Origin of the sequence: Acinetobacter sp. HA (genome assembly GCF_000264725.1) — a bacterium.
Taxonomy (GTDB): domain Bacteria; phylum Pseudomonadota; class Gammaproteobacteria; order Pseudomonadales; family Moraxellaceae; genus Acinetobacter; species Acinetobacter schindleri.
Map to the genome: position 1 here is coordinate 1 of NZ_AJXD01000002.1, position 23,251 is coordinate 23,251.

The following is a 23,251-nucleotide window of genomic DNA, read 5'->3' on the forward strand; positions in this document are numbered from 1 at the left end:
AAAAAACCGCTGCCGAGGCAGCGGTTTTTTTATACCAGTCTATTTTTCATTTGCAGATAGGCATTTAAATTGTTGAGCTGCTCCTGTGAAGCCGCATGTCCTAGCAAACTTCCCTTCTCTAGCCATGCTCGGGCAAGCGTTACATCACGATTTACACCAATACCCTTGGTGTATACACGTCCCAGATGACCATAAGCGTCAGCATTGACCTGTGCAGCAGCTTTATAATAGAACTGGATCGCTTGATCCATATTAGCTTCAACGCCAATACCGTGTTCCATCGCTTCCCCAAGCGCATTCAAGGCCATGGCATTTTGCTGGGCAGCAGCCTGCTTTAAATAATTCAGACCTAAAGCAGTCTCCTGCTCTACGCCTTCAGCTTTAAGATACATCACCCCAAGCTGTGCTTGTGCCTGTGCATGACCGAACTGGGCCGCTTGATGCAAATAGCGTTTGGCCTGATCTTCGTCAATAGTAAATACCGGATATTGACCTGACAGTGCCTGATACAAATACCAGGCGGCATCAGCCGAACCTTTGCATACGGCCTGATTCAGATATTGAATGGACTTGTCACGGTTGGGCAACGGATACTCGGGCAGGCTATAGAAACGCCCAACGATATAAGTCAGATCAGCTTCAGATTGTGCACCGATATTCCAGTGCTGCTGCGCGTTCTGCTGAATGATTTGCGTGGCTTTAGCGGTATCTTTAACTGTACCAATACCATGCAGATAGCACAGCGCGAGACCCATCTGGCTATAGAAATAATCTGGATCAATCTTGGCAGCAGCCTGATACAGGCTAAACGCTTTTTCAGGCTCATTTGCGACCAGATAAGACTCATAATATAACGCTGCAATCATGCACAAAGCTTGAGGAAACTGAGTATTCGCCGCTTCACTCCAATAGCGAAAAGCCATGGTTTCATTCTTATCGACAAACCAACCATAAAAATAGGCTAAACCAAGTAAAGTTTTGGCTTGAGCATCTTTATGCTCATAAGACAGCTGTTGTAAATGCTGCAAGATCCGCTGCCGCTGATCAGCATCAATCGTACCTAGTAATACACCAGCATAATATTCATACGCACCATTCTGATCATCCAAATTAACGCTTTGTTTAATGAAGCGTAAGGCTTTTGACTGATCCTGTGGTAATAGCTCACCGCGTACATACAGTTGTGCAATCTGTTGGGTTGCTTCGAGATGATCTTGCTGCGCGGCCAGAAACAGATAATGGATTCCCAAGCTTAAATCTTGGGTGGTACCCTCTGCCAAATAGTGTTGTGCCAACTGGTACTGTGAACCAGAGTGTCCCTGATCTGCATTCTGAATCAGCAGTTGTAGACGATGCTGTTCTGCCGCATCCTGAGTGGGTTCAGACAATTCGGTGATTCGATACTGGGCTTCCATATTACCGCGTGCCACGGCATGACGATACCAATACAGTGCTTTTCCGCAATCTCGATGCTGATAGCGGTCATCCTCAAAGACCTGTCCCAGATGGTAAGCAGCTTCATCACTGCCAAGACGGAATGCATTTTCAAACAGATTAATCGCATTTTCGGTACTTTGCGGACGCCCCAAACCTTTGAGTTGCATCAGCCCCATACCGACATAGGCCTGAGGGATTTCCTGCTGTTGAGCCAGATCCTGATAGATCTGATAGGCACGCGCATAACTCGACTGCTGCCCTTCAGTACTGAGACGAGCCGCGTGCTTGAGCTGGGCCTCAATCTGTTCAATCCATAGGTCATGTTGCACTGCCCTGGCTTGATCTCGTGTTACCGGGTCAGGACGCTTCCACATCCAGATCCCCAACGCCACGATTCCCAAAATCAGCACCAGTAAGAACCACATAGCTGCTCCCTGATATTGTTTTTTGTTATATAAATCTAGTCTTCATTCTAAACGCAGGCACAAAAAAAGCACAGTAACTGTGCTTTTTTATTTTTTATATCAGACTTTTGCTCGCTTCATATCCAACTTTTTCAACACTTCTGATACTGCAACCATGGCAAAACTGGAAGTCACCACTACCGCTGAACCATAGCCACCACAACGTAAGCCCGCGCTTGGACAGACATCGGCACTGGAGAAGGGATTGTCGATTGAATAAACACAGGTGATGCCAAATTTTTCTTTCGGTTTTTTACAGATACCTTTTGCACGTAATTGCGCACGTAATTTTGCCAGCATCGGGTCCTGTTCAGTTTTGGATAGATCAGCCACCCGGATTTTTAATGGGTCAAGTTTACCGCCTGCTCCACCCGAGACAATCAGAGGAATTTTATTGAAACGACAATGCAGCATCAAAGCAAATTTAGCTTTTACATCATCAATACAGTCCAGAATAATGTCAGGTTTTCCCGCTAGGATTTCTTTAACATTTTCAGGCGTGAGATAGTCATCAATCAAGTTTACTTTAATACGTGGGTTAATCGCACGGCAGCGTTCTGCCATGATTTCAATCTTTTCACGGCCTAAGGTGGTCGTCATCGCGGGTAACTGACGATTGATATTCGATGCCGCCACTACATCCATATCAACAATAGTTACTTCACCGATGCCGGTACGTGCCAGTGCTTCGACTGCCCATGAACCGACACCGCCAATTCCAATCACCATCACATGACTGTTTTCATAATGATGAAAGCTGTCATCGCCATAAATTTTGGCTACACCGGCAAAGCGGCGGTCATATTCATCATCTTGAAGCAGATCAGTCATAGGTCATCAATAGCAAGAAAAACATCGGGGCATTTTAGCAAATTCGCAGCCGGTTGACTGCCACTAAAATTCAGACACAAATTCAGTCAAAAAACTATTCTTTAACCATCCATAAAAAGCTTAAAATCGATCAAATTCCATTCACCAGTAAAATCATCACAATAGATCTTTTTCATAAATCAAAACATGATCGTTATATTCATATTTAAATGGATATTGAAAGCTCCTTCTCCCTCTTGAATGAGAAGTATTACTTCGCAAGAGGAGGGAGATTTCTTAGATATAACCGTTTCCTTGCGCAGCAGTACTACTCATCTCCTACAAAGAGAGCAGAATTTCATTTTAATGATTAAAAAATGATTTATGAAAGAACCCTAATAACCAGAATATTTTAATCCTTCTCAGCTTACAGGGAATCAGGTCAGTATGCTATTTAACGCCCTTTATGCACTCATGATTGTTCTGTTCCTGCTTTATCTTTATGGCTTAGTTTTTAAAAAGCGGAAAAATTATTATTTCAGTATCATGATTCGCTTACTGACTTTGGGATTATTTGCTTTAATTGTCTTTGATCAACATGAAACCCAGATCCATCTTGCTTTGGTCCTGCTCACCTGGGTACTGTTTGAAAGCAGCGATAATTTTTATAATAAAAGACTCTCTTCAAGTAAATAAAAAAGAGGCTTTACGCCTCTTTTTCAATGTCCGGATTATTTGTTCATAATGAAAAAATATTCACGATAGTATTTCAGTTCAGCAATTGAATCACGAATATCATCCATCGCCAGATGTGAGGCATTTTTCTTGAGGCCACTCATGATTTCCGGGCGCCAGCGTTTTGCCAACTCTTTCACTGAAGACACATCCAGGTTACGGTAATGGAAATATTGCTCCAGTTCTGGCATCAGACGGTGCAAGAAGCGACGATCCTGACAGATCGAATTACCACACATGGGTGATACTTTTGGATTAACCCATTTTTTCAGGAACTCGATGGTTTGTTGTTCAGCATCTTGTGCAGTAAGTTTGCTGCGACGCACACGCTCCACCAGACCCGATTGTCCATGTTGACGGGTATTCCATTCATCCATGGCATTGAGCACACGATCCGACTGATGAACTGCAAGGACAGGACCTTCGGCAAGAATATTTAAATTGTCATCGGTTACAATCGTTGCAACTTCAATAATCTGGTCATTGTCTGTATCCAGACCTGTCATTTCCAGGTCGATCCAAATCAGGCGGCTATCCGGGGTGCTGCTCATAAATGTGCAATCTTATTAGGCTATAAAACATTTATAGTAGCAAATTTATTACGTCGATGCTGTAACTGACACCCTGCTTCATGCTATTTTTGCCATCTCGCTCCCATGGTTTTTTAGGATTTGAATGGCTTTAATACGTAAACGTCGTTTAACTGAACAACAACAACGTCGTATTCAAAAACAGCACAAAACGCGTCAGGAAGAGGCGGATACCTCCCAAGACCTGGAAGGACTGGTCGTGCAGCATTATGGTCGACAGCTAGAAGTCCAGGCGCTTTCGGTTCCTGAACTGCATCCTGAAAAACCGGTGGTGGCTGAAGGTGAACCTGAACCCTTCTGGAAAGAAATTGAAATGGGTAGCGTGTGGCGCTGTCATACCCGTACTAACCTTGAATTGCTGGTCACAGGTGACCGGGTCAAATGGCAGGCTGATCCAAATACTGGCTTGGGAATTATCACTGCGATTCATCCGCGTAAATCACTGCTGACCCGACCTGACCGTTATCACAAGGTTAAACCGGTCGCAGCCAATATTTCCCTGATTGTGATTGTATTTGCACCATTGCCTGAGCCAGCGCCAGGCCTGATTGATCGTTATCTGGTGGCTTGTGCCGATGCAGAGATTCCCGCACTACTAGTCCTGAATAAATCAGACTTACTCAAGGAAAATGATCCAATTCTGGAACTGCTCAAAGAATATGAAAATCTGGGTTATGAAGTCATGCAGACCCAGTCTGATGGAGATCTGACTGAACTTTCTGCGCGTCTCAATGATGAAACAGTCGCATTTGTGGGGCAATCAGGTGTAGGCAAAAGCACCCTGATCAATGCCATCGTGCCGGATGCAGCTCAAAAAACGAATGTTATTTCTGAAAACTCGGCATTGGGTCAGCATACAACAACTTCAACACGCCTGATTTCCTTTGGTGATGGCGCAGCGCTGATTGACTCTCCGGGGATTCGTGAATTTGGCCTGTGGCATTTGACTTTAGACAAGGTACAAACCGGTTTTCCAGAGATTGAAAATCTGCTAGGGCACTGTCAGTTCCGTAACTGCACGCATAAACATGAAAAGCAATGTGCTTTACGTCAGGCAGCAGATTCAGGTGAAATTTTGCCGCGTCGTTTGGACAGCTATCTGCGATTAATTGATGAAATCACGGAAGCTCAACAAAAAAATTGATATTCTTAAGCTTTAGCCCTTGAAGCGGTGATTTTGATCACCATATTTATGAGCTATACTCTTGGCAATTTTGAAATTGTAATTAGGTGAATTGTGGAACGTTGGTTCGAGTTTATGGGGAATCACCCCTTTTTGTTTGGTGCACTTGCAGCATTGGTGGTTTTGTTCTTCATTATCGAAGGTCAACGTAACGGTCGTAAAATTTCTCCGCAATCGCTGGGAATTTTGGTCAAGGCAAAAAATGCCATGCTGATCGACCTGCGTGATGCCAAAGATTTCCGTGAAGGTCATATCAGCGGTAGCCGTAATATTCCATACAGCCAAATTACCAAACATGTCGAAGAGTTAAAAACAGCAGATCGCCCATTGGTGTTCATTTGTAATCTTGGGCAAGTTGCAGGTACTGCGCTACAACAGGTCGGTCATGCAGATGCTTACCGTCTTGATGGCGGCATCAGCAACTGGAAAGCCCAAGGCTTACCTCTGGTGAAAAGTAAATAATTTACGATCAGGAGATTCATTCATGGCTGAAGTCATTATCTATTCAACGACTGTGTGTCCATACTGTGTCCGTGCAAAACAGCTCCTTGAGCGTAAGGGCGTAGAATATAAAGAAATCAATCTGTCTAAAGAAGATCCGCAGGTTCGTCTTGATTTGATGCAACGCACCAATCACCGTACCGTGCCACAGATTTTTATTAATGAACAATTTATCGGCGGTTTTGACCAGCTTTACGCTTTAGAGCGTGAAGGCAAACTCGACGAATTACTGGCTTAATTGCCTTTTAATTATCACCTCATATTAAGGATTAAAGAATGAGTGAAGAACAACAAGCTCAACCACAATTGGCATTAGAGCGTATTTATACCAAAGACATTTCTTTTGAAGTACCTGGGGCACAAGTTTTTACCAAGCAATGGCAACCCGAGCTGAACATCAACCTTTCTTCTTCTGCAGAAAAGATTGATCCAACTCACTTTGAAGTCGCTTTAAAAGTGGTAGTACAGGCAAATAACGAAGGTGATACAGCATTTATCGTTGATGTCACTCAAGCAGGTATCTTCCTGATTGATAGCGTTGAAGAAGAGCGTCTGCCTTACATTCTTGGTGCGTACTGTCCGAACATCCTGTTCCCATTCCTTCGTGAAGCAGTGAATGATCTGGTCACTAAAGGTAGCTTCCCACAGCTATTGCTTACACCAATCAACTTTGATGCTGAATTCGAAGCCAACATGCAACGTGCGCAAGCTACTGCTGTTGAAGGTCAAGCTTAATCGTTTGATCCTGAATCAAAAAGACCGCAATTGCGGTCTTTTTTATGGTCTGTTTATAAGTTATTTAAAGGCTTGATGCCCCTGCTTTTTAATCTCATCCATTTTCACGGACAAATTTTGGGCTTCCTGCAACTGCTTAGCAGCAAGCAGCTGTTCTGCCTTTTTAATCTCTATTAGCAAATCCTTTAGCAATCCCTGATAGGCCACTACATGTGCATCTTCGGCTTTCAGTTTTTGCAGCTTGGATGGTAAATGTTTCTGGTAGCTTTCTACAGTTTGCTGCATGATCTGTAATGCTGCTTGTGCCTCTTTAGAATCCTCTGCAGCTTTAAATTTTTTCAAATTTTTATCCAGGTCATGCATGCTGTAATGCTGGTGCTCTTCTACTGCCATAGCCGAAGTTCCCAGACCTAAGCCTATAACGAAAATGATGCTAATCCACAGTGATTTAAACATGGTTATTTTCCTGATTTTTTTGTTTTAAGCATCTTAATGGCAAAGTATTAAAAGATAAATTATCTTCATCCTATTTTTTAGACTTGATGTCATCAGATTTACATCATTGTCCATTAGCATAAAAAATAAAAACCCCTCAATTGAGGGGTTTTCTTTGCTTGAAATAAGTATTAAAAATCTTATTCTGCATCCAGCATCAGCTCTGCGCTCATGCCAACCGTATTATAACCGGCATCAACATACATGATTTCGCCAGTAATGCCATTCGCCCATGGTGAGCACAGGAATAATGCAGCATTACCAACATCTTCAATAGTGACATTACGTTTAAGCGGAGCCACTTTTTCATTCAAATCCAGCATTTTACGGAAAGATTTAATGCCAGACGCTGCAAGGGTACGGATTGGACCAGCTGAGATGGCATTAACGCGGATACCGTCTGCGCCCAAGCTAGATGCCAGGTAACGTACACCCGCTTCTAGAGATGCTTTCGCCAGACCCATCACGTTGTAGTTCGGCATCACGCGCTCAGAACCTTGATAAGTCAGAGTGAGTAGACAACCTTGGCGTGCAGCTAAAAGTGGCTTTGCAGCACGTGCCATCGCGATAAAGCTATAAGCACTGATGTCATGTGCAATCTTGAAACCTTCACGATCCGTCACATCAGTAAAGTCACCGTCTAAGGTATGTGCAGGTGCAAAACCGATTGAATGCACGACTCCATCCAGACCATCCCAGTGTTTTGCCAGTTCTGCAAATGCATGGTCAATTTCTGCATCTACCGCCACATCACAAGGAAATACCAATTCAGAACCGAATTGTGCAGCAAAATCATCTACACGTTTTTTCAGCTTTTCATTTGGATAGGTAAAAGCAAGTTCTGCACCTTCACGGTGTAATGCCTGAGCAATACCAAAAGCAATTGATAACTTACTTGCAATACCTGCGATCAGGAAGCGCTTACCCGCCAATAGTCCTTGTGCCATGTGAATCTCACTCAAAAATAATTTATATGCATGATGCCAAGTCTAAAGTATTTTAGAAATTGCATAATGCGCCTTTTTTCATTGGATCATACATTGAAATACAGTTTTCGACTGATGCAAGGATTTTATATTAGATATCCAGATGCAAAGCCTGATGGGTATTTTTCCAGAGCTGTTCTGCCAGTTCCTCTTGATCCATATGCAAACTTTTAGCCAGTCCTTGCAGCACATAGGGCAGATTTGCAGGCGTATTGCGGGTACGCTGTTCAGTAGAATGCTGACAACATAAGGGCGTCATGTCTGGACAATCGGTTTCAAGGACCAGATGTTCCGGGCCCATCTGCTGTACCACCTGATGCAGTTTTCTGGCATTGGAATTGGTAATTTGTCCTGTCACCCCAATCTTGAAACCCAGTTTGACAAAAGCCTTGGCTTCTTCGATTCCCCCACCAAAGGCATGCGCAATACCGCCCTGTTGAAATTGATGCTCTTTCAGTATTTTGAGTACTTCCGCATGGGATTTACGGATATGCAGTAAAATCGGTTTGTCATACTGCTGTGCCAGTTCAATCTGAGCAGCAAAAAAGTCTTTCTGCTTCTGGAAAATTTCTGCTTGCTTATGCTGTTTCAGAAACGTATCCAGGCCGATTTCACCAATGGCAATACAGTCTTCAGTTTGCAGGATCTGCTCTAAATCCTGCAAATGATCCTGCTGATGTTGCTCGATATAAAAAGGATGTAAGCCGGGGGCTAGATAGCTCCTTGGCGCATCGGCAAGATTATTTAAAAAATGCTGGGTTTGAATCAGGTCCTGAAAACGCTGCTGTAAAAAGCCGATCAGGATTAGCCCTTCCACTCCTGCCTTTTTAGCGGCATAAGCTAAATGTTCCCGATCATGCTCAAAATCAGGAACATCGAAGTGGGTATGCGTATCAAACAGTTTTAGGCTCATTTTGCAACTTGAGCTTCTGAAGCAGCCTGTTCAGTTTTCGGCAGATACTCTGGTTTTAAGATTCCCTGTAAATCACTATAAGGAATATTTAAACGCGGCAAGCCGACCACATAAGGTCCAATTTCATATTCTGCATATTGCAGTGCCAGACCTTGTTTGGTGAGGAAGAAATTATCCGTTAACTTGAATTTCCAGGCCTGCTCGTATTCTGCAACATCAGTTGCCAGCTCTGAATCAATTACCCAGGTTTTAAAGGCTTCATGCGCTTTAGCTTCCAGCTGCGCCTTTTGTTTTGGCAGGACAATATCATCCAGTTTGACCAGCTTTTTACTGTCCAGGTCAAAGTTATAATAGTTCTGTGCAGTAGAACCATGTGCCCCACCCAGATAATGTGTGCTATTTAATACTACTGTGGCCAGCGGATTTCCAGGATTCAGGATCTTCGGCTTGATCATCAGGCTAATACTGTGATTGGCACTGAGTGCTTTCAGCTCCTTGTCCAGATTCAGGAAAGTCTGCATATAAGGAATAGTCTGCTTTTCCAGCTGCTGACGTGCACTGAGCTGGGGTTGAGTTACAGCTGCCTCTGAAGCTGCGGATTGAACAGGTGTTGGCTCACTGGCGGCTTGTACTTTCGCTGACGTAATCGCATCAACATCAAGCATACCCTTCAGTCGGGCTAAAATCTGTTGATCAATAAATTCATCAATAAAACGCTGATTACTGTTCAGACGTTCAATGGTGATTTCAGGACAGCTTTTACCATCACATTCCGGAAGATCCAGGTTAAGCTTTTCGGTTTCACCCTTGAGCTGGACGATTTCAGGCTCTGCCTGAGTGACTTCCGGTGGATTAACCTCTTTGGCTTCCTTTTCTCGAGGTTGACAGGCAGTCAACAGAATCGCTGTCGCCAATAGAGACAGGCCGAATATCTTGTTATATTTTGGCATTCAATACCCTTTTGTGTTACATCACATTCCACCCGTTTTCGGGCATCAATCCTAAAACATATGCTGATACACTTCAGCTTTCAAGACCTGTTGTGTTTGTTCTTGACTAAGATAAATATCAAGTTGTTTAGCATCCTTGACAATTTCCGCACCACGATAATGCAGCCCAATCCCCTCCTGATCAAAGAACCAGTCAGCTTGCCCCCAATACAGTTTTTTCGGAGCAGTTTGTCGGACTTCTTTACTATTTTCTTTTAGCCATTTTGCATAAGCATCTTGCACGATCTTGTCCATCGTGACCCGTCTTTGTGGATCAATAATATCTAAGGCCGTCAGATTTTTTTGACTGCGGCGGTCTGCCACATAAAAATAATAGCGTTCCTTCACCGTAACATTTTCCTGCTCTGTATCCACCCCAATCTGCATTAACACATACTGATTATGCTGATAAGGGATGCGGGTATACATGGATAGTTGATAGGCTTTATTGATTTTAATCTGTTCCTGCCAGGCATCTGACTTTTTTACATAGGCATTGACGGCCTGTTGTAAGTTCATGTCCTGCAGCTGATCTTTATCCCTAATCTGATCCTGAATCACCAGTGCCTGTTTACGTTCCATCCACTGGTTCAGCCATGGATCTACCGTATCCAATGTCTGAATATCCAGTTCGATACAGTTTTTGGTTTCACAAAATGGGAGTGCAATCTTGGCCGGCTGTTCCTGAATATTCAGATAAGGCAATACATCTGCCTTTTCTACTTGCTCAATTTCGACTACCGCATCCTGAGTTTTTGTTTCTGGTTCTGATTTTTTTTGATCGCAGGCGCCCAGCAATAATCCTAAACTGATTGCTGAACTCAGCATGACTGCATTGCTAAGTTTCATATTCCCAAGCAAATTTGAAAAGATAAGTGAATGTAGCACAAAATAAAACAGCTTCCTGAGAAGCTGTTTTATTTTTAAATCATTTTATTACTTAGTGTTCACGGGTATTACGGAACACGATGTCAGGGTAACGTTCCTGCATCAGTTGCAGATTGACACGGCTTGGTGCCAGATAAGTCAGATGGCCGCCACCATCAACAGACAACTGGTCATGGGCTTTTTTCTTGAATTCATTAAATTTCTTTTCATCATCACAAGAAACCCAACGCACAGTATTAATACTCACTGGCTCGTACACGCAGTCTACTTTGTATTCTTCTTTCAGACGATACGCTACCACTTCAAATTGCAGCACACCCACCGCACCAACGATCAGGTCATTATTATGTTGCGGCATGAAGACCTGGGTTGCGCCTTCTTCAGAAAGCTCTTTAAGACCTTTTTGTAACTGCTTAGATTTCAATGGATCTTTCAGACGTACACGGCGGAACATTTCCGGCGCAAAGTGTGGAATACCTGTGAACTGCAGATCTTCACCTGAAGTAAAAGTATCACCAATCTGAATAGTGCCGTGGTTATGCAGGCCAATAATATCGCCTGGCCATGCTTCTTCCAGATGCTGACGGTCACCCGCCAGGAAGGTCAATGCATCACTAATACGTACATCTTTACCCAGACGCACATGCTTCATTTTCAGGCCTTTTTCATACTTACCTGAACAGATCCGCATGAAGGCAATACGGTCACGGTGCTTCGGATCCATATTGGCCTGGATCTTGAAGACGAAACCACTAAAACCTTCTTCAGTTGCTTCAACTTTACGGTTTTGTGTTGGATGCGCTTTCGGCTCTGGTGCATATTCACTAAATGCATTCAGGACATGGTCTACACCAAAGTTACCCAATGCCGTACCGAACAACACTGGTGTTTGGCGACCTGCCAGGAATTCTTCACGGTCTAATGGCTCATTGGCCATTTGAACCAGTTCAAGAGATTCTTCAAATGCTGCCCATGCCAGCTCACCTACTTTTTCACGCAGGTCTGCATGGTCATAACCATCCCGTACTTCGATGTCAGTAATCACTGAACCGAAACCCGCCTTATAGACATAGAATTTTTCTTCGATCAGGTTGTATACGCCAGCGAAGTCACGACCAGTACCCAGCGGCCAGGTAATTGGCACACATTTAATTTTCAGGACGTTTTCGATCTCGTCCAGAAGCTCAAGCGGCTCACGGATTTCACGGTCCATTTTGTTGACGAAAGAGATGATTGGTGTATCGCGCATACGACACACTTCCATCAATTTAATGGTACGGTCCTCGACACCTTTTGCACCATCAATCACCATCAGCGCCGAGTCCACAGCAGTCAGGGTACGGTAGGTATCTTCCGAGAAGTCTTCATGCCCCGGGGTATCGAGCAGGTTGATCATCTTGTCTTTAAACGGGAACTGCATGACCGAGGTCGTGATCGAAATACCACGTTCCTTTTCCATTTCCATCCAGTCCGAAGTCGCCGCACGGTCAGACTTACGGCTTTTTACCATACCGGCAACCTGGATTGCCTGCCCCCATAACAGCAGTTTTTCTGTCATGGTCGTTTTACCGGCATCAGGGTGGGAAATAATCGCGAATGTACGTCGCTGAGCGACCTGCGCCGCTAACTCTTGTTTAAAACTCATGGAAAATACCTACTGCAGATCCGCAGTGCAAAAGATCAAGCACGATCAATATGAAAAATTGGCGATATTGTAGCAGAATTTCTAAATGCAGTACTCATTCCTCAATGCCCACCCTCTCCTGTACTTTTTGTTTATAGAATGGACAGGTTTTAGAAGAATACCGTCTTCAGGTTGAAATTTCGGGAGAAATATCGACTTTTATCTCATGGTGAAACCTATTTAAATAGATTTATATTTTAAGAGATCATTTAACCTTTATAAATTTATTGAAGCAACTGATCGCATTTAAATAAGGATAAAAAAATGACAAGGATTGCCTTTCAGGATCTGTATGCTGAACCCTACACCCACTGTTATGGCTGTGGACGTGACAATCCACATGGTCATCAACTGAAAAGTTACTGGGACGTCCCTTTTGTACAGACTATTGCACATATTTGCCCCGCCTCTCATTATACCGGCGGTGTACCCGATCATCTGTATGGTGGCTTGATTGCATCTCTTCTGGACTGTCATGGTACAGCTTCTGCAGCAGCATTTAAAAGCCATACAGCTGGCATCGCCTTTGACGGTGGTGAAGCCTTAATTCGATGTGTCACTGGTAGTCTGAATATTCAGTTTATTCGACCGGTACCTGTGAATACTGAATTGGTGTTGACGGGTCGATTACTGAAAATTGAAGGCCGAAAAATCCAGATTGTACTTTCTCTGTCTGCCGATCAGATTGAATGTGCAAAAGCTGAAATGCTCGCTATTCAAATTAAGTAGCTCCTGAATTGAGGGGCTGATTGATAAAATTAAACAGATTAAGAAACGATAGCGGCTTCGGGTAAATCCTTCACACTAACTGGTCTACTGAATAGGAATCCTTGTAACTGCTGACAACCCAAACGGGTCAGGATGTCTGCCTGTAGCTGAGTTTCCACCCCTTCAGCAGTGACCTGTAAACCTAGCTTAATTGCAAGATGGATAATACTTTCCAGGATCATCTCTTCCTTGGAACCTGCGGTCAGGTCTGCAATAAATTCTTTATCGATTTTCAGCTCATTCACTGGCAGGTTCTTCAGATACAAGAAACTGGAATGTCCTGTACCAAAGTCATCAATTGCCAGCTGAATCCCCATATCACGCAAGCGTTCCAGGGTACGCACACTGCTATCAATATGATGCATGGCTGTAGATTCAGTAATCTCAATCATCAAGTGATTCGGATTAATCTGGTAACGTGCTAACAGTTCTTCCAGATTTTTAAACAGGTTCTTATGTTCAAACTGCACGGCAGACAAATTAACAGCAATCGGGAAGAAATTCGTTCCTTCCGTTTCCCATTGATGAATCTGTTTACAGGCCTGCTCCAGTGCCCAATACCCCATCTGAATAATCAGGCCGGTTTTTTCCGCCCCCCGGATAAACATTACTGGTGATAACAAGCCCAGTGCCGGGTGCCGCCAGCGGATTAAGGCTTCAACCCCACAAATCTGCAAATCTTCGGTACGATATTTAGGCTGGTAATACAGCTCAAACTGGTGTTCTTCAACCGCTTTATAAAGGTCATTAATCAGCTTACTCTGACTTCTGGATTCCTTTTCATCATTACTGAAATTGAACAATGAATAGGTATTACGCCCCTGATTTTTGGAAGTCAGCATGGCTGAATCGGCATTGATCAGAAGATCCTGAACATTTTGACCATGTTCCGGGTACATTGAAATACCAATACTCCCTGAAACATTAATCACCTTGCCAGCAATCGTAAAGCTTTCCTGAATCATGCTTAAAATTTTTTCAGCGACTTCAGCGGCCTGTTGCGGTTCTGCATTTTCTAGAATCAACAAGAATTCGTCACCCCCAATTCGCAGCAATCTCGAGTGCTCATTGAGTAAACTATGAATCCGGTTAGCCAGCTGGATCAGGAGCTGGTCCCCCACATGATGTCCAAAGACATCATTTACTGCTTTGAAGCGGTCAAGATCAATATACAGAAAGGCAAACTGTGCATTACGGTAATGATGATCATTAAACAGAAAGTGAGAATACTCTGCCAGATAAAAACGATTGGGTAACTTGGTTAGATTATCCTGCACAGCCAGATTGGCCAGCTCTTTATTGGCCTCAGCCAGTTGACGATTGCGATGTTCAAGACGCTGTTCCAGCATGGCTACACAGAAACCGGCAACAAGAACCAGACAGGTAATGAAAACTACAGTAATCAGCAATTCGCGCTCAAGCGTGGACATTTCAGCCAAGCCTTCACCCACTATGGAATGAAAACTGGTCGCTGCCATCCCGGTATAGTGCATCCCGACAATGGAGAAAGTTAGCATCAATGCCACACCGGCTTTCAGCCAGAAGCTACGGCGAGCAATACTGCGATTCTTAAACAGCATCCAGAAGCCTAAACCAGCCCCGCTAATCGCAATGAGTACCGAACAGATCACCAGTACCGGATCATAGCGGATCACATAACCCTGCACCACCATACTCATCATGCCGGTGTAGTGCATGCCGGAAATTCCCAGCCCCATTAATACCGCGCCGAGTACCAGACGGGGAAAAGGCAGGGTTTGTCGTGTCGTCAGCCAGATGGCAAAGGTCGAGGCGATAAAAGCAATAATGTAAGAGGTAACAGTCAGTCCGGAATCAAAATAGGTATTGTCTGGCAAATGACTGGCGGTCATGCCGACAAAGTGCATACACCAGATAGAGAACCCTAAAATCGCACCACTTGTAACCAGAATCAGCTTTTCATATTTGGGAGGAGCTTTATCAAATAACAGCTGTTCAATTGAAATGGCAAGAAAACAAACCACCAAAGCTACAATGAGCGAGCCTATAACCAGATTAATGTCATAATGAACATGAATCATATAAGAGTCCTGTAGAAGCTTGCTTTCCCGAACTGCTTAAGCCCACATTGCATCTTTACCTGCCTAACTCGAGGGCACCCAAGAACATTGCTCAACCCATACACCCTTGGTCATATTTGACCCATAAAAAATTTTTAATTTATCGATACTTGAACCGCAATATTGAAAGCACAACAAAAACTATAATTTTACTGACTTAAATCCAAATCTGACAAAAATAAGAAATATGTGACATATATTAAAAGTGTTTCAAGTTTTAGCAAATGGTTAAATTCATTCATTGACTAGAATTTAGCAGATCTAGATCACAACATTATGAATTTCAACAAAACAGATAGCATTTTTAACACTTATCAACTTTTTCTTGTTTACTATTTTTCAACAAAAAATAGAAAAACAGCCTGCATATGCAGGCTGTTAGTCAAATTAAATTCTTCAATTCTGAATAACTATTTCGCTTTTCCTTGTAAACGGGCATAGTCATGTAAAACATTGGCAGCTTCTACAACAAATACTTCCTCTTCAGGGAGCTGCGGACGATCTTTAGCTTTCATCTTGGCACGTGCTTCAATCAATGCATCCATTGAGGCCTGATAGCTTTCCCAGTTTGGATAAGGTTTCTGACCCGTTGCTGCACGACGTGCATTTTCAGATTCCAAGGTCTTACGTTCAAGTTCCAGCAATTCCGCTTTACGCTGATTCAGATCCAATACTAGACGCTTTTTCTCGTCAGTTTTCTTGGCAATCGCTGTACGTTGCTCAAGATACTTGAATTGTGGATCCAGATTGACACGAACCTGTGAGCTCTTGATCAGATCAGGTACATATTTCTGTACTTCACCTTCACGTTTAAAGGGTGCTGTCGGAATGGTATCCCACTGCAAGGCATTTTTAGCCTTACGCTCACCAAACTCTTCATTGTAAATATCGACCAGTTTGATATCCGGGACCACACCCTTGTTCTGGGTACTGCCACCAGTGATACGATAGAACTTACGTTGTGTCAGTGTAGCCTGTCCATGTGCCAAGGTATCCAGCTGTACTTGTGCCGTACCTTTACCTGTCGTGGTGCTACCAATGACAATACCACGTTCATAATCCTGAATTGCAGCAGAGTAGATTTCACTTGCCGATGCAGAAGCGAGGTTGACCATGACCGCCAGTGGACCAGCATAGGTCTGTGCACCGCCATCATCATCTTCAAAGACACTGACATTGCCATTGCCATCACGAATCTGTACCACTGGACCAGACTTGATCACTTGCCCCAGCATACGTGCAACTTCTTCTAATGAACCACCTGGATTATTGCGTAAATCGACAATAATCCCTTCAACATTTTTGGCCGAAAGTTCTTTCAGGGCATTGTTGGTATCTTCAGATACAGAACGATAATCTGTACCTGCACGTCGTGCACGATAGTTCAGGTAAAATGATGGAATTTCTATCACGCCATATTGATACTTCTTGCCATCTCGCTGAATCTCGACCACACGGGTACGTACGCCAGCATCTTCTTCCTGGATCACATCACGGGTAATAGTGACATTACGCGCCTGTCCTAGTGTTGCGCCAGCGCCCAGCAATTTCAAAGTAACTTTAGTACCACGTTTACCACGAATCAGACCGACAATTTCATTACTCGGCCAACCAATGACATCGACCATTGGTCCGCCATCCTGAGCGACCCCAATAATACGGTCACCGGATTTCACTTGACCTGATTTACTCGCCGGACCACCTTCCACAATAGTTTCAATCTTGGTGTAGTCTTCATTGCCACGCTCTGGACGAATTGAAACACCGACACCTTCAAGCTGTAAAGTCGTTTGGCGGTTTAGTTCCATCGCATCCACAGGCGGGAAATAATTGCTATGTGGATCATAGGTCAGCATCATGGCATTCAGCGTTTTATCCAGCACATCATCGCTCTTGATGCGACTTAAACGTTCAAGCTGACGGGTATAACGCTTGGTTAAGGTTTGTGCCGGTGTCAAATCCTCTGGACCACTCAGATCCTGACCATTGGCCAGTTCTGGGTTGTCTTTTAATGCTTTCTGTTTGGCCTGCTCTTCTTCTTTACTGATGGTCAGATTAATCAGCTGAGAAACCAGCATTTTTGACCAGTAAGCGCGTTGTTCTTCTGGTGTCTTGAAGAATGGTGCTTTCTCACGGTCAGTCTCAATATAAACATTACTTTGATTCAGGTTTTGAGGCTTTTTCAGTTCATCCAGCATAAAGGTATAGAACTGCTTGAGGCGTTCACTATAATGTGCATGAATCTCAAATGGACCAGCCAGATTGCCTGCTTTCAAGTTGGCACCAAAACTAGCACCATAACGTTTTTATAGTTATCAATTTCAGGTGCCAGGAACAGGCTATGCTCCGGATCCAGACTATCAATATAAAAATCAAAAATGCGCTGTGAAGTTTGAGCATCCAGACGCATATTTAAATAGTGCTGACGATCCACTAAAGTAGCCAGCTGTCTAGATACGAGCGCTTGTTCTTGAGATGGTTGAAGGGCTTTGCTTACGACTTCTGATTTTTCAGCAGCAATCGCGTCGCTCACCACATGGGTAAAAAAGAATCCGCCTGTCGCAACTGCAACTGCGCAAGCTACTGTTTGAAGTTTCATAAATAATTCGTACTTCCTTGGTCTTTTGACCAATTTAACCGTGTCGTTTTCCGATCTGAAATAAACGTATCCGCGATCTTAAACAACTTAATAAGTTTATGTTGTGTAGTTTTATCATATTCTGTGCAGTCAAAGTGTAGCAAAAGATTGCAGAAATCAGGTATTGTTTTCGCTGAAAAATTCTAATATGGACACCGCATATGATTGGCGCATTGATGCTCGACATCGCTGGCACTCACCTTACCCAGGAAGATATTGAACTGCTACAGGCTCCGCAGGTTGGCGGGGTCATTCTGTTTGGCCGTAATATTGAATCACCTGCACAGGTTCGCGCCCTGACAGATCATATGCGTCAGATTCGCCCGGATATTCTGATTGCAGTCGATCAGGAAGGTGGTCGCGTTCAGCGCTTGAAACAGGGCTTTACTCTACTCCCGGCCATGGGTCATTTTGGAGAACTTTACCAAAGCAAACCTGAACGTGCGTTAGAATTGTCAGAGAAATGTGGCTGGTTAATGGCGATTGAAGTGCTGGCAGTCGGTATTGATTTTAGCTTTGCTCCTGTGCTGGATCTGAATGATATCAGCGATGTTATTGGTGACCGTAGTTTTGCCACAAATATTCAGGACATCATTCCACTGGCAAGCGCTTTCCTGAAAGGTATGAAACGTGCTGGCATGGCATCGACCGGTAAACACTTCCCGGGTCATGGTTCTGTAAAAGCCGATTCTCATGTGGCAGCGGCTGTAGATCCACGCAGCTATGAAGAAATCCAGCAAAAAGACATGCAGACCTTTATTCAGCTACAGTCACAACTGGATGCCTTGATGCCAGCGCATGTGATCTACAGTCAGGTCGATCCCAATCCAGCCGGTTTTTCAGAATTCTGGATTCAGAAAATCTTACGTCAGGAACTTGGTTTTGACGGTGTATTGTTCTCGGATGATTTGAGTATGCAAGCTGCCTGTGTCGCAGGTGGCGCTGATGCCCGTATTCAGGCAGCGCTGAAGGCAGGTTGTGATATGGGTCTGGTCTGTAACGACCGGGCAGCACAATGTCTGGCACTTGAGGGGATTGTAGATTTACCATTGCCGAATCAGGAACGTTTAGAGCGTATGCGCGGTCGTATTCCTCAGATTCAGATTGATGACGTTTTAGATCTTGGCGAAGAATGGCGTCAGGTTCGTGATGAAATTACAGGATTTAGAAATCAGGTGACTTCATAAGTATATTTAGCTAGTACGATTTAGGAATACGATAAAAGGAACACCATAAGTGTTCCTTTTTGTTTATGATGTAAAAATACAAAAACTTATACAATAACAATAAGGTCAGGAAGACATGACACAATCACTATCGCAACATCGACATATCTCTTTTACTGCGCACTATACCGGCTATATCTGGTACCAAATGGGAATTTCTCATCCAGTGTTTGCGACTGGGCGAGGTAAATTTCTCGCTGCATTGGTCCATCCCTTGGAAACCTGGGCTGAAAAGCACGTGGGCGGCAGTATGCGTACTACCTTAAAACAGCGCCACCAGATGATTGATGAACATCTCTGTCAGCTCATTACTCAGCACCCACAGCTACAAGTACTGGAAATTGCTTGCGGACTATCTCCGCGTAGCTGGAATTTCAGACAAAAATTTCCTGAAATCAATTACCGTGAACTTGATCTGCCAGATATGGCCAAGATCAAAACTCAGGCGCTGAAAATTCTGGATCAGGATGCACCAGAAGTCTTGACCGCTGATATTTTTAGTGAAGAGCTTGTCAATATTTTTCAGGTTTTTGATTCTGAACGACCACTAGTGGTCATTAGCGAAGGACTGATCAACTACTTTGACAAGGACATGCTGCACACCTTATTAAAAGGTATTGCCGAGTATGGACAACGCTTTCCGGAAATTCATTACCTCAGCGATATTTACCCTGAACCGGTGAAGAACCGATTAGCCAGCTTTATCTGGACATGCAGCCGTTTACTGAAGTTTATGTCACGTAGTGCTTTTACTTTCCACTTTAAGTCCCCCCAAGAATTACAGCAGTTTTGTCAGCAGACCGGTTTTATAGCGGTAGAAGTAAAACAGCCGCAGCGCTATTTTGCCCAACCTCAGCAGTCCAATCCAGCATCTGAGCAAGATGAGCATTTAGGTGATCTAGTCTGGATGATTCATGCGACCAAAAAAAACAGCGTTGAATAACGCTGTTTTTTTTCAAAGTATCTATTTAACTTTCAAATTCAGGCCGGGAGCATTCTAAACGACTGCATCCAGCACTTGTGCTTCAAGTAAAGCTTTTTGAGTCTGCACAAAACCTAGCAAACGTTCCGCCACTTCAAAACTACCGTGCTTAAACAAGGCACGAATCTGCGTTTCATCATGCTGGAAAATCAGGCATTCAATTTTGAACTCACCTTCTTCATCTTCCAGATGCAAAGCCAAATCCCTTGGATACTGGATGGCCTGCTGCACCTGCGCTTCTTCCATTTCAAATAAGACACCAAAGAAACTTAAATCCACAATAGTGGTAGGCAAACGCAGATCCGAGTGTCGATGGCTCAGGAAACGTTCTGGCTCTTGTACCGGAATACGGTCTTCACCACGACGTTCAAGTTTCAGCATCTGTTCCCGAGTAAAGGGAATAATCCCTTCCAGCTGATCTACGGGTTCATCACGCAGGAAAGTGGCGAACAGATGCATGGTTTCTTTACGGCGCTGCAGCTGCGGTACATGGTCGGCACTGGCAATCTGTACATACTGCATGTCTGGACACTGTAGGGCAAAGCCAGCATTTTCATGCGGCAGGGTAAAACTGTCATATTGGCCGCAAGCAACGAGTACTTTACATTGTGGAATGGGTACATGTTTCAGGCGTAATAGACGGTTGCAGTTAACATCATAACGATTCTGCTCAGTTGCGGTAAACTCTGCCATCTGTCTAAAAAACAGACGCTTGGCCGTCGGTGACATACGGGTTTCTTTTAAACGGGCATGATTGACCAGATACAAAATGACAGCTTGACCAAACTCGTCCATACGCCCTTCTTTCATCAGGTGCAGGGATTCTTCCAGCAACATCCGCCAGCTCTTGCGGGTCTTTTGCATCACCCCCATCAGGATCATGCGATCCACCAGCTCAGGACGCTGATCTGCCAAACAGGAAGCCACGACAGATCCTAATGACATGCCCAATACTGCAACCTTAGGCAAGCACATTTGCTCTAGCCAGCGCCCTAGCATGCCTGCGAGATCTTCCAGTTCCAAAGAGCCTGCAGAGACGCCAGTATCCACATTGGTGATCTGCTGGTTAGCGCCCATTGAAGGCAAGTCAATCAGGATGATTGGACCTGCAGCGAACAGCTGCTCTACACAGTATTTATAGGAATTAAAGTTCTGAAATGCCCCACCAATAATAACCATCGGTGTCATATGCAGGGTTTCAGGGCGGGCGATTGCCATATATTCAATTTTCCAGCCATCCATCCAGGTCGTACGTGGTGGCTGTTTAAAACTGTTTTTATCGTATAGATCAAAAAACGCATAGTGGCTGTGTTGCTCAATGCGGTGGTGGTCCATCTGGATAATGGAATTCATCTTCCTTTCCTCCATCCTTGCCTTATTTTTATTGTGCAAGCAATTATTGAGAGATTTCATGCTTCAAGATCAAATGTGAAAGACCTGAATACGCGTCCTACTCTTTATTTATTATTGAATTCGACATCAATGTCGCTGTCATTCATTCTATACAGAGGTTCTTTTTACAAGCAACTAATCTTGCAACCGCTTGTCTGCTTTTAAAGATAAAACGATTTCAAAATGTTTAACGATTGTAAAAGCACATGAAATTTAGCCAGCAGACTTCATTGTATCGGCTCAGGCTGTTAATATCAGAAGGATATTTCTAAGTGATCGAACCGCTATGCAAGAGTCTATTGAACAATATATGCAAACGGTAGGACAGCAGGCTCGTCAGGCTTCACGCGTCTTGGCGCGTGCGTCCACCCAAACAAAAAATGATGCATTGTCAGCAATTTATACTGCTTTAAAAAACAGTGAAGCTGCGATTTTGGCTGCCAATCAGATTGATATGGCCAAAGCGCATAGCAATAATCTGGACAGTGCTCTCCTCGATCGCTTAGAACTGACTCCCGCACGCTTCAAAGGCATGCTACAGGGCTTAAATGATGTGATTAGCCTGGTCGATCCGATTGGTGAAATTACCGATATGGCCTATCGTCCATCTGGTATTCAGCTGGGTAAAATGCGCGTACCTCTGGGCGTAGTCGGCATGATCTATGAATCACGCCCAAACGTGACCTTGGAAGCAGCATCTTTAGCACTGAAATCTGGTAATGCCATTATTTTACGTGGTGGTTCGGAAGCACTTGAATCTAACCAGGCCATTGCCAAAGCGATTCAGCACGGCTTGCAGGTTTCAGGCTTACCAGAAGCAGCTGTGCAAGTGATCAATACCACAGACCGTGCAGCAGTGGGTCAGCTGATTACCATGTCTGAATATGTCGATGTGATTGTGCCTCGTGGTGGTAAGGGCCTGATTGAACGCATTACCAATGATGCGCGTGTACCAGTAATTAAGCATCTTGACGGTAATTGTCATGTTTATGTAGAAGCACAGGCAGACTTGCTCAAAGCCTTACCTATTGCCCTGAATGCTAAAACTCATCGTTATGGTGTATGTAATGCCATGGAAACTTTGCTGGTCGATGAAAAAGTTGCGGAAGAGTTCCTGCCACGTATTGCCGAACTTTATGAAGAAAAGCAGGTAGAACTGCGTGGTTGTCCTGCAACTCGCCGTATTCTGGAAAATGCAGTACCTGCTTCAGAAGAAGACTGGTATACCGAATATCTTGGTCCGATCCTGGCAGTTAAGGTGGTTTCTGGCGTTGAAGAAGCGATTGAACATATCAATAAATATGGTTCACATCATACCGATTCAATCATCACTGAAAACTACAGTATTGCGCGCGAATTTTTAGCTGGTGTGGATTCAAGCTCGGTAATGATTAACGTCTCTACCCGCTTTGCTGATGGCTTTGAATATGGTCTCGGTGCGGAAATTGGTATTTCAACCGACAAGATTCATGCCCGTGGTCCGGTTGGCCTTGAAGGTCTGACTTCACAGAAATGGATCGTATTTGGTGACGGCCAGATTCGTCAATAACAATGCAGTAAAAAATCATTTTCAGCTCTGTTCGCGCAGGGCTGATTTTTTATAGAAGTGAATGAAGAAAATAAAAAAACAGCTCAGTGAACCTTCAGGTCACCTTTTATGAAGATTATCTTTGGAAATTTGTAGCTTGTTTAAATTTCCAGCAATTCAATGTATAAACTATAAAAAGTGAATCTGT

Annotated in this window: 20 protein-coding genes and 1 pseudogene; 9 read left to right on the forward strand and 12 right to left on the reverse strand. The window is 43.9% G+C overall.

All coding sequences use genetic code 11. The features are described 5' to 3' along the window. Positions 1-29 precede the first annotated feature (29 nt). Positions 30-1,862 carry a tetratricopeptide repeat protein gene (locus HADU_RS00280; protein ID WP_008301974.1) on the reverse strand — a complete coding sequence of 611 codons (1,833 nt, stop codon included), beginning with the start codon at positions 1,860-1,862 and terminating at the stop codon, positions 30-32. A 99-nt stretch (positions 1,863-1,961) separates the two neighbouring features. Further along, complete coding sequence (locus HADU_RS00285; RefSeq protein ID WP_008301977.1) at positions 1,962-2,732, reverse strand: ThiF family adenylyltransferase; 771 nt, start codon at positions 2,730-2,732, stop codon at positions 1,962-1,964. A gap of 426 nt (positions 2,733-3,158) precedes the next feature. On the opposite strand from HADU_RS00285, the gene HADU_RS00290 reads away from it, so the two are divergent. Continuing rightward, positions 3,159-3,407, forward strand: a complete 249-nt coding sequence (locus HADU_RS00290) for a hypothetical protein (RefSeq protein WP_008301979.1) — start codon at positions 3,159-3,161, stop codon at positions 3,405-3,407. A 35-nt stretch (positions 3,408-3,442) separates the two neighbouring features. Here HADU_RS00290 and orn read toward each other — a convergent pair whose 3' ends face one another. After that, positions 3,443-3,997 (reverse strand): oligoribonuclease, encoded by a 555-nt coding sequence (gene orn, locus HADU_RS00295; RefSeq protein ID WP_004813140.1) that lies wholly within the window; start codon positions 3,995-3,997, stop codon positions 3,443-3,445. A gap of 124 nt (positions 3,998-4,121) precedes the next feature. Between orn and rsgA the strand changes: the two genes are divergently transcribed. The 4 genes from rsgA to secB all read left to right on the forward strand — a co-directional run bounded on the left by rsgA (position 4,122) and on the right by secB (position 6,455). Continuing rightward, the gene (gene rsgA, locus HADU_RS00300; protein WP_004813141.1) at positions 4,122-5,180 is read left to right on the forward strand and encodes a small ribosomal subunit biogenesis GTPase RsgA; all 1,059 of its coding nucleotides are present in this window, start codon (positions 4,122-4,124) and stop codon (positions 5,178-5,180) included. Between the two features lie 93 nt (positions 5,181-5,273). Further along, positions 5,274-5,681 carry a rhodanese-like domain-containing protein gene (locus tag HADU_RS00305; protein WP_004813143.1) on the forward strand — a complete coding sequence of 136 codons (408 nt, stop codon included), beginning with the start codon at positions 5,274-5,276 and terminating at the stop codon, positions 5,679-5,681. 22 nt (positions 5,682-5,703) lie between these two features. After that, entirely contained in the window at positions 5,704-5,958 is a 255-nt protein-coding gene (gene grxC / locus HADU_RS00310) for a glutaredoxin 3 (RefSeq protein ID WP_004813145.1), read from the forward strand. A 38-nt stretch (positions 5,959-5,996) separates the two neighbouring features. After that, complete coding sequence (gene secB / locus HADU_RS00315; protein WP_004813149.1) at positions 5,997-6,455, forward strand: protein-export chaperone SecB; 459 nt, start codon at positions 5,997-5,999, stop codon at positions 6,453-6,455. A 60-nt stretch (positions 6,456-6,515) separates the two neighbouring features. Here secB and HADU_RS00320 read toward each other — a convergent pair whose 3' ends face one another. The 6 genes from HADU_RS00320 to HADU_RS00345 all read right to left on the reverse strand — a co-directional run bounded on the left by HADU_RS00320 (position 6,516) and on the right by HADU_RS00345 (position 12,371). Continuing rightward, complete coding sequence (locus HADU_RS00320) at positions 6,516-6,911, reverse strand: cytochrome b562 (protein ID WP_008301992.1); 396 nt, start codon at positions 6,909-6,911, stop codon at positions 6,516-6,518. A gap of 179 nt (positions 6,912-7,090) precedes the next feature. Further along, positions 7,091-7,897, reverse strand: coding sequence for an enoyl-ACP reductase (locus HADU_RS00325; protein ID WP_004890043.1), 807 nt, complete (start codon positions 7,895-7,897; stop codon positions 7,091-7,093). A gap of 130 nt (positions 7,898-8,027) precedes the next feature. Continuing rightward, the gene (locus HADU_RS00330) at positions 8,028-8,849 is read right to left on the reverse strand and encodes a TatD family hydrolase (RefSeq protein WP_008301997.1); all 822 of its coding nucleotides are present in this window, start codon (positions 8,847-8,849) and stop codon (positions 8,028-8,030) included. Next, positions 8,846-9,799, reverse strand: coding sequence for an RsiV family protein (locus HADU_RS00335; protein WP_008301999.1), 954 nt, complete (start codon positions 9,797-9,799; stop codon positions 8,846-8,848). The genes HADU_RS00330 and HADU_RS00335 overlap by 4 nt, the downstream gene beginning before the upstream one ends. Positions 9,800-9,850: 51 nt before the next feature. Then, complete coding sequence (locus HADU_RS00340; protein ID WP_034591942.1) at positions 9,851-10,687, reverse strand: hypothetical protein; 837 nt, start codon at positions 10,685-10,687, stop codon at positions 9,851-9,853. 91 nt (positions 10,688-10,778) lie between these two features. After that, a complete protein-coding gene (locus HADU_RS00345) occupies positions 10,779-12,371 on the reverse strand; it encodes a peptide chain release factor 3 (RefSeq protein WP_004813164.1) in 1,593 nt (530 codons plus the stop codon). Between the two features lie 303 nt (positions 12,372-12,674). Here HADU_RS00345 and HADU_RS00350 point away from each other — a divergent pair, with 303 nt between their 5' ends. Beyond that, positions 12,675-13,139 carry a PaaI family thioesterase gene (locus tag HADU_RS00350; protein WP_004890119.1) on the forward strand — a complete coding sequence of 155 codons (465 nt, stop codon included), beginning with the start codon at positions 12,675-12,677 and terminating at the stop codon, positions 13,137-13,139. A 38-nt stretch (positions 13,140-13,177) separates the two neighbouring features. On the opposite strand, the gene HADU_RS00355 is transcribed toward HADU_RS00350, so the two are convergent. Continuing rightward, positions 13,178-15,238 (reverse strand): EAL domain-containing protein, encoded by a 2,061-nt coding sequence (locus HADU_RS00355; protein ID WP_004890121.1) that lies wholly within the window; start codon positions 15,236-15,238, stop codon positions 13,178-13,180. Between the two features lie 449 nt (positions 15,239-15,687). Then, positions 15,688-17,876 (reverse strand): annotated as a pseudogene (locus HADU_RS00360) (carboxy terminal-processing peptidase). Positions 17,877-18,076: 200 nt separating this feature from the next. On the opposite strand from HADU_RS00360, the gene nagZ reads away from it, so the two are divergent. Together nagZ and HADU_RS00370 are read left to right on the forward strand one after the other, a co-directional pair. Then, positions 18,077-19,102, forward strand: coding sequence for a beta-N-acetylhexosaminidase (nagZ, locus tag HADU_RS00365; RefSeq protein WP_008302005.1), 1,026 nt, complete (start codon positions 18,077-18,079; stop codon positions 19,100-19,102). A 115-nt stretch (positions 19,103-19,217) separates the two neighbouring features. Continuing rightward, positions 19,218-20,084: a class I SAM-dependent methyltransferase gene (locus HADU_RS00370; RefSeq protein WP_008302007.1), complete on the forward strand. Its 867-nt coding sequence runs from the start codon at positions 19,218-19,220 to the stop codon at positions 20,082-20,084. Between the two features lie 54 nt (positions 20,085-20,138). Here the strand turns inward: HADU_RS00370 and HADU_RS00375 are convergent, their stop codons facing one another. Continuing rightward, complete coding sequence (locus tag HADU_RS00375; RefSeq protein WP_008302009.1) at positions 20,139-21,476, reverse strand: alpha/beta fold hydrolase; 1,338 nt, start codon at positions 21,474-21,476, stop codon at positions 20,139-20,141. A gap of 325 nt (positions 21,477-21,801) precedes the next feature. Here HADU_RS00375 and HADU_RS00380 point away from each other — a divergent pair, with 325 nt between their 5' ends. Beyond that, complete coding sequence (locus HADU_RS00380; protein ID WP_008302012.1) at positions 21,802-23,064, forward strand: glutamate-5-semialdehyde dehydrogenase; 1,263 nt, start codon at positions 21,802-21,804, stop codon at positions 23,062-23,064. Positions 23,065-23,251 lie beyond the last annotated feature (187 nt).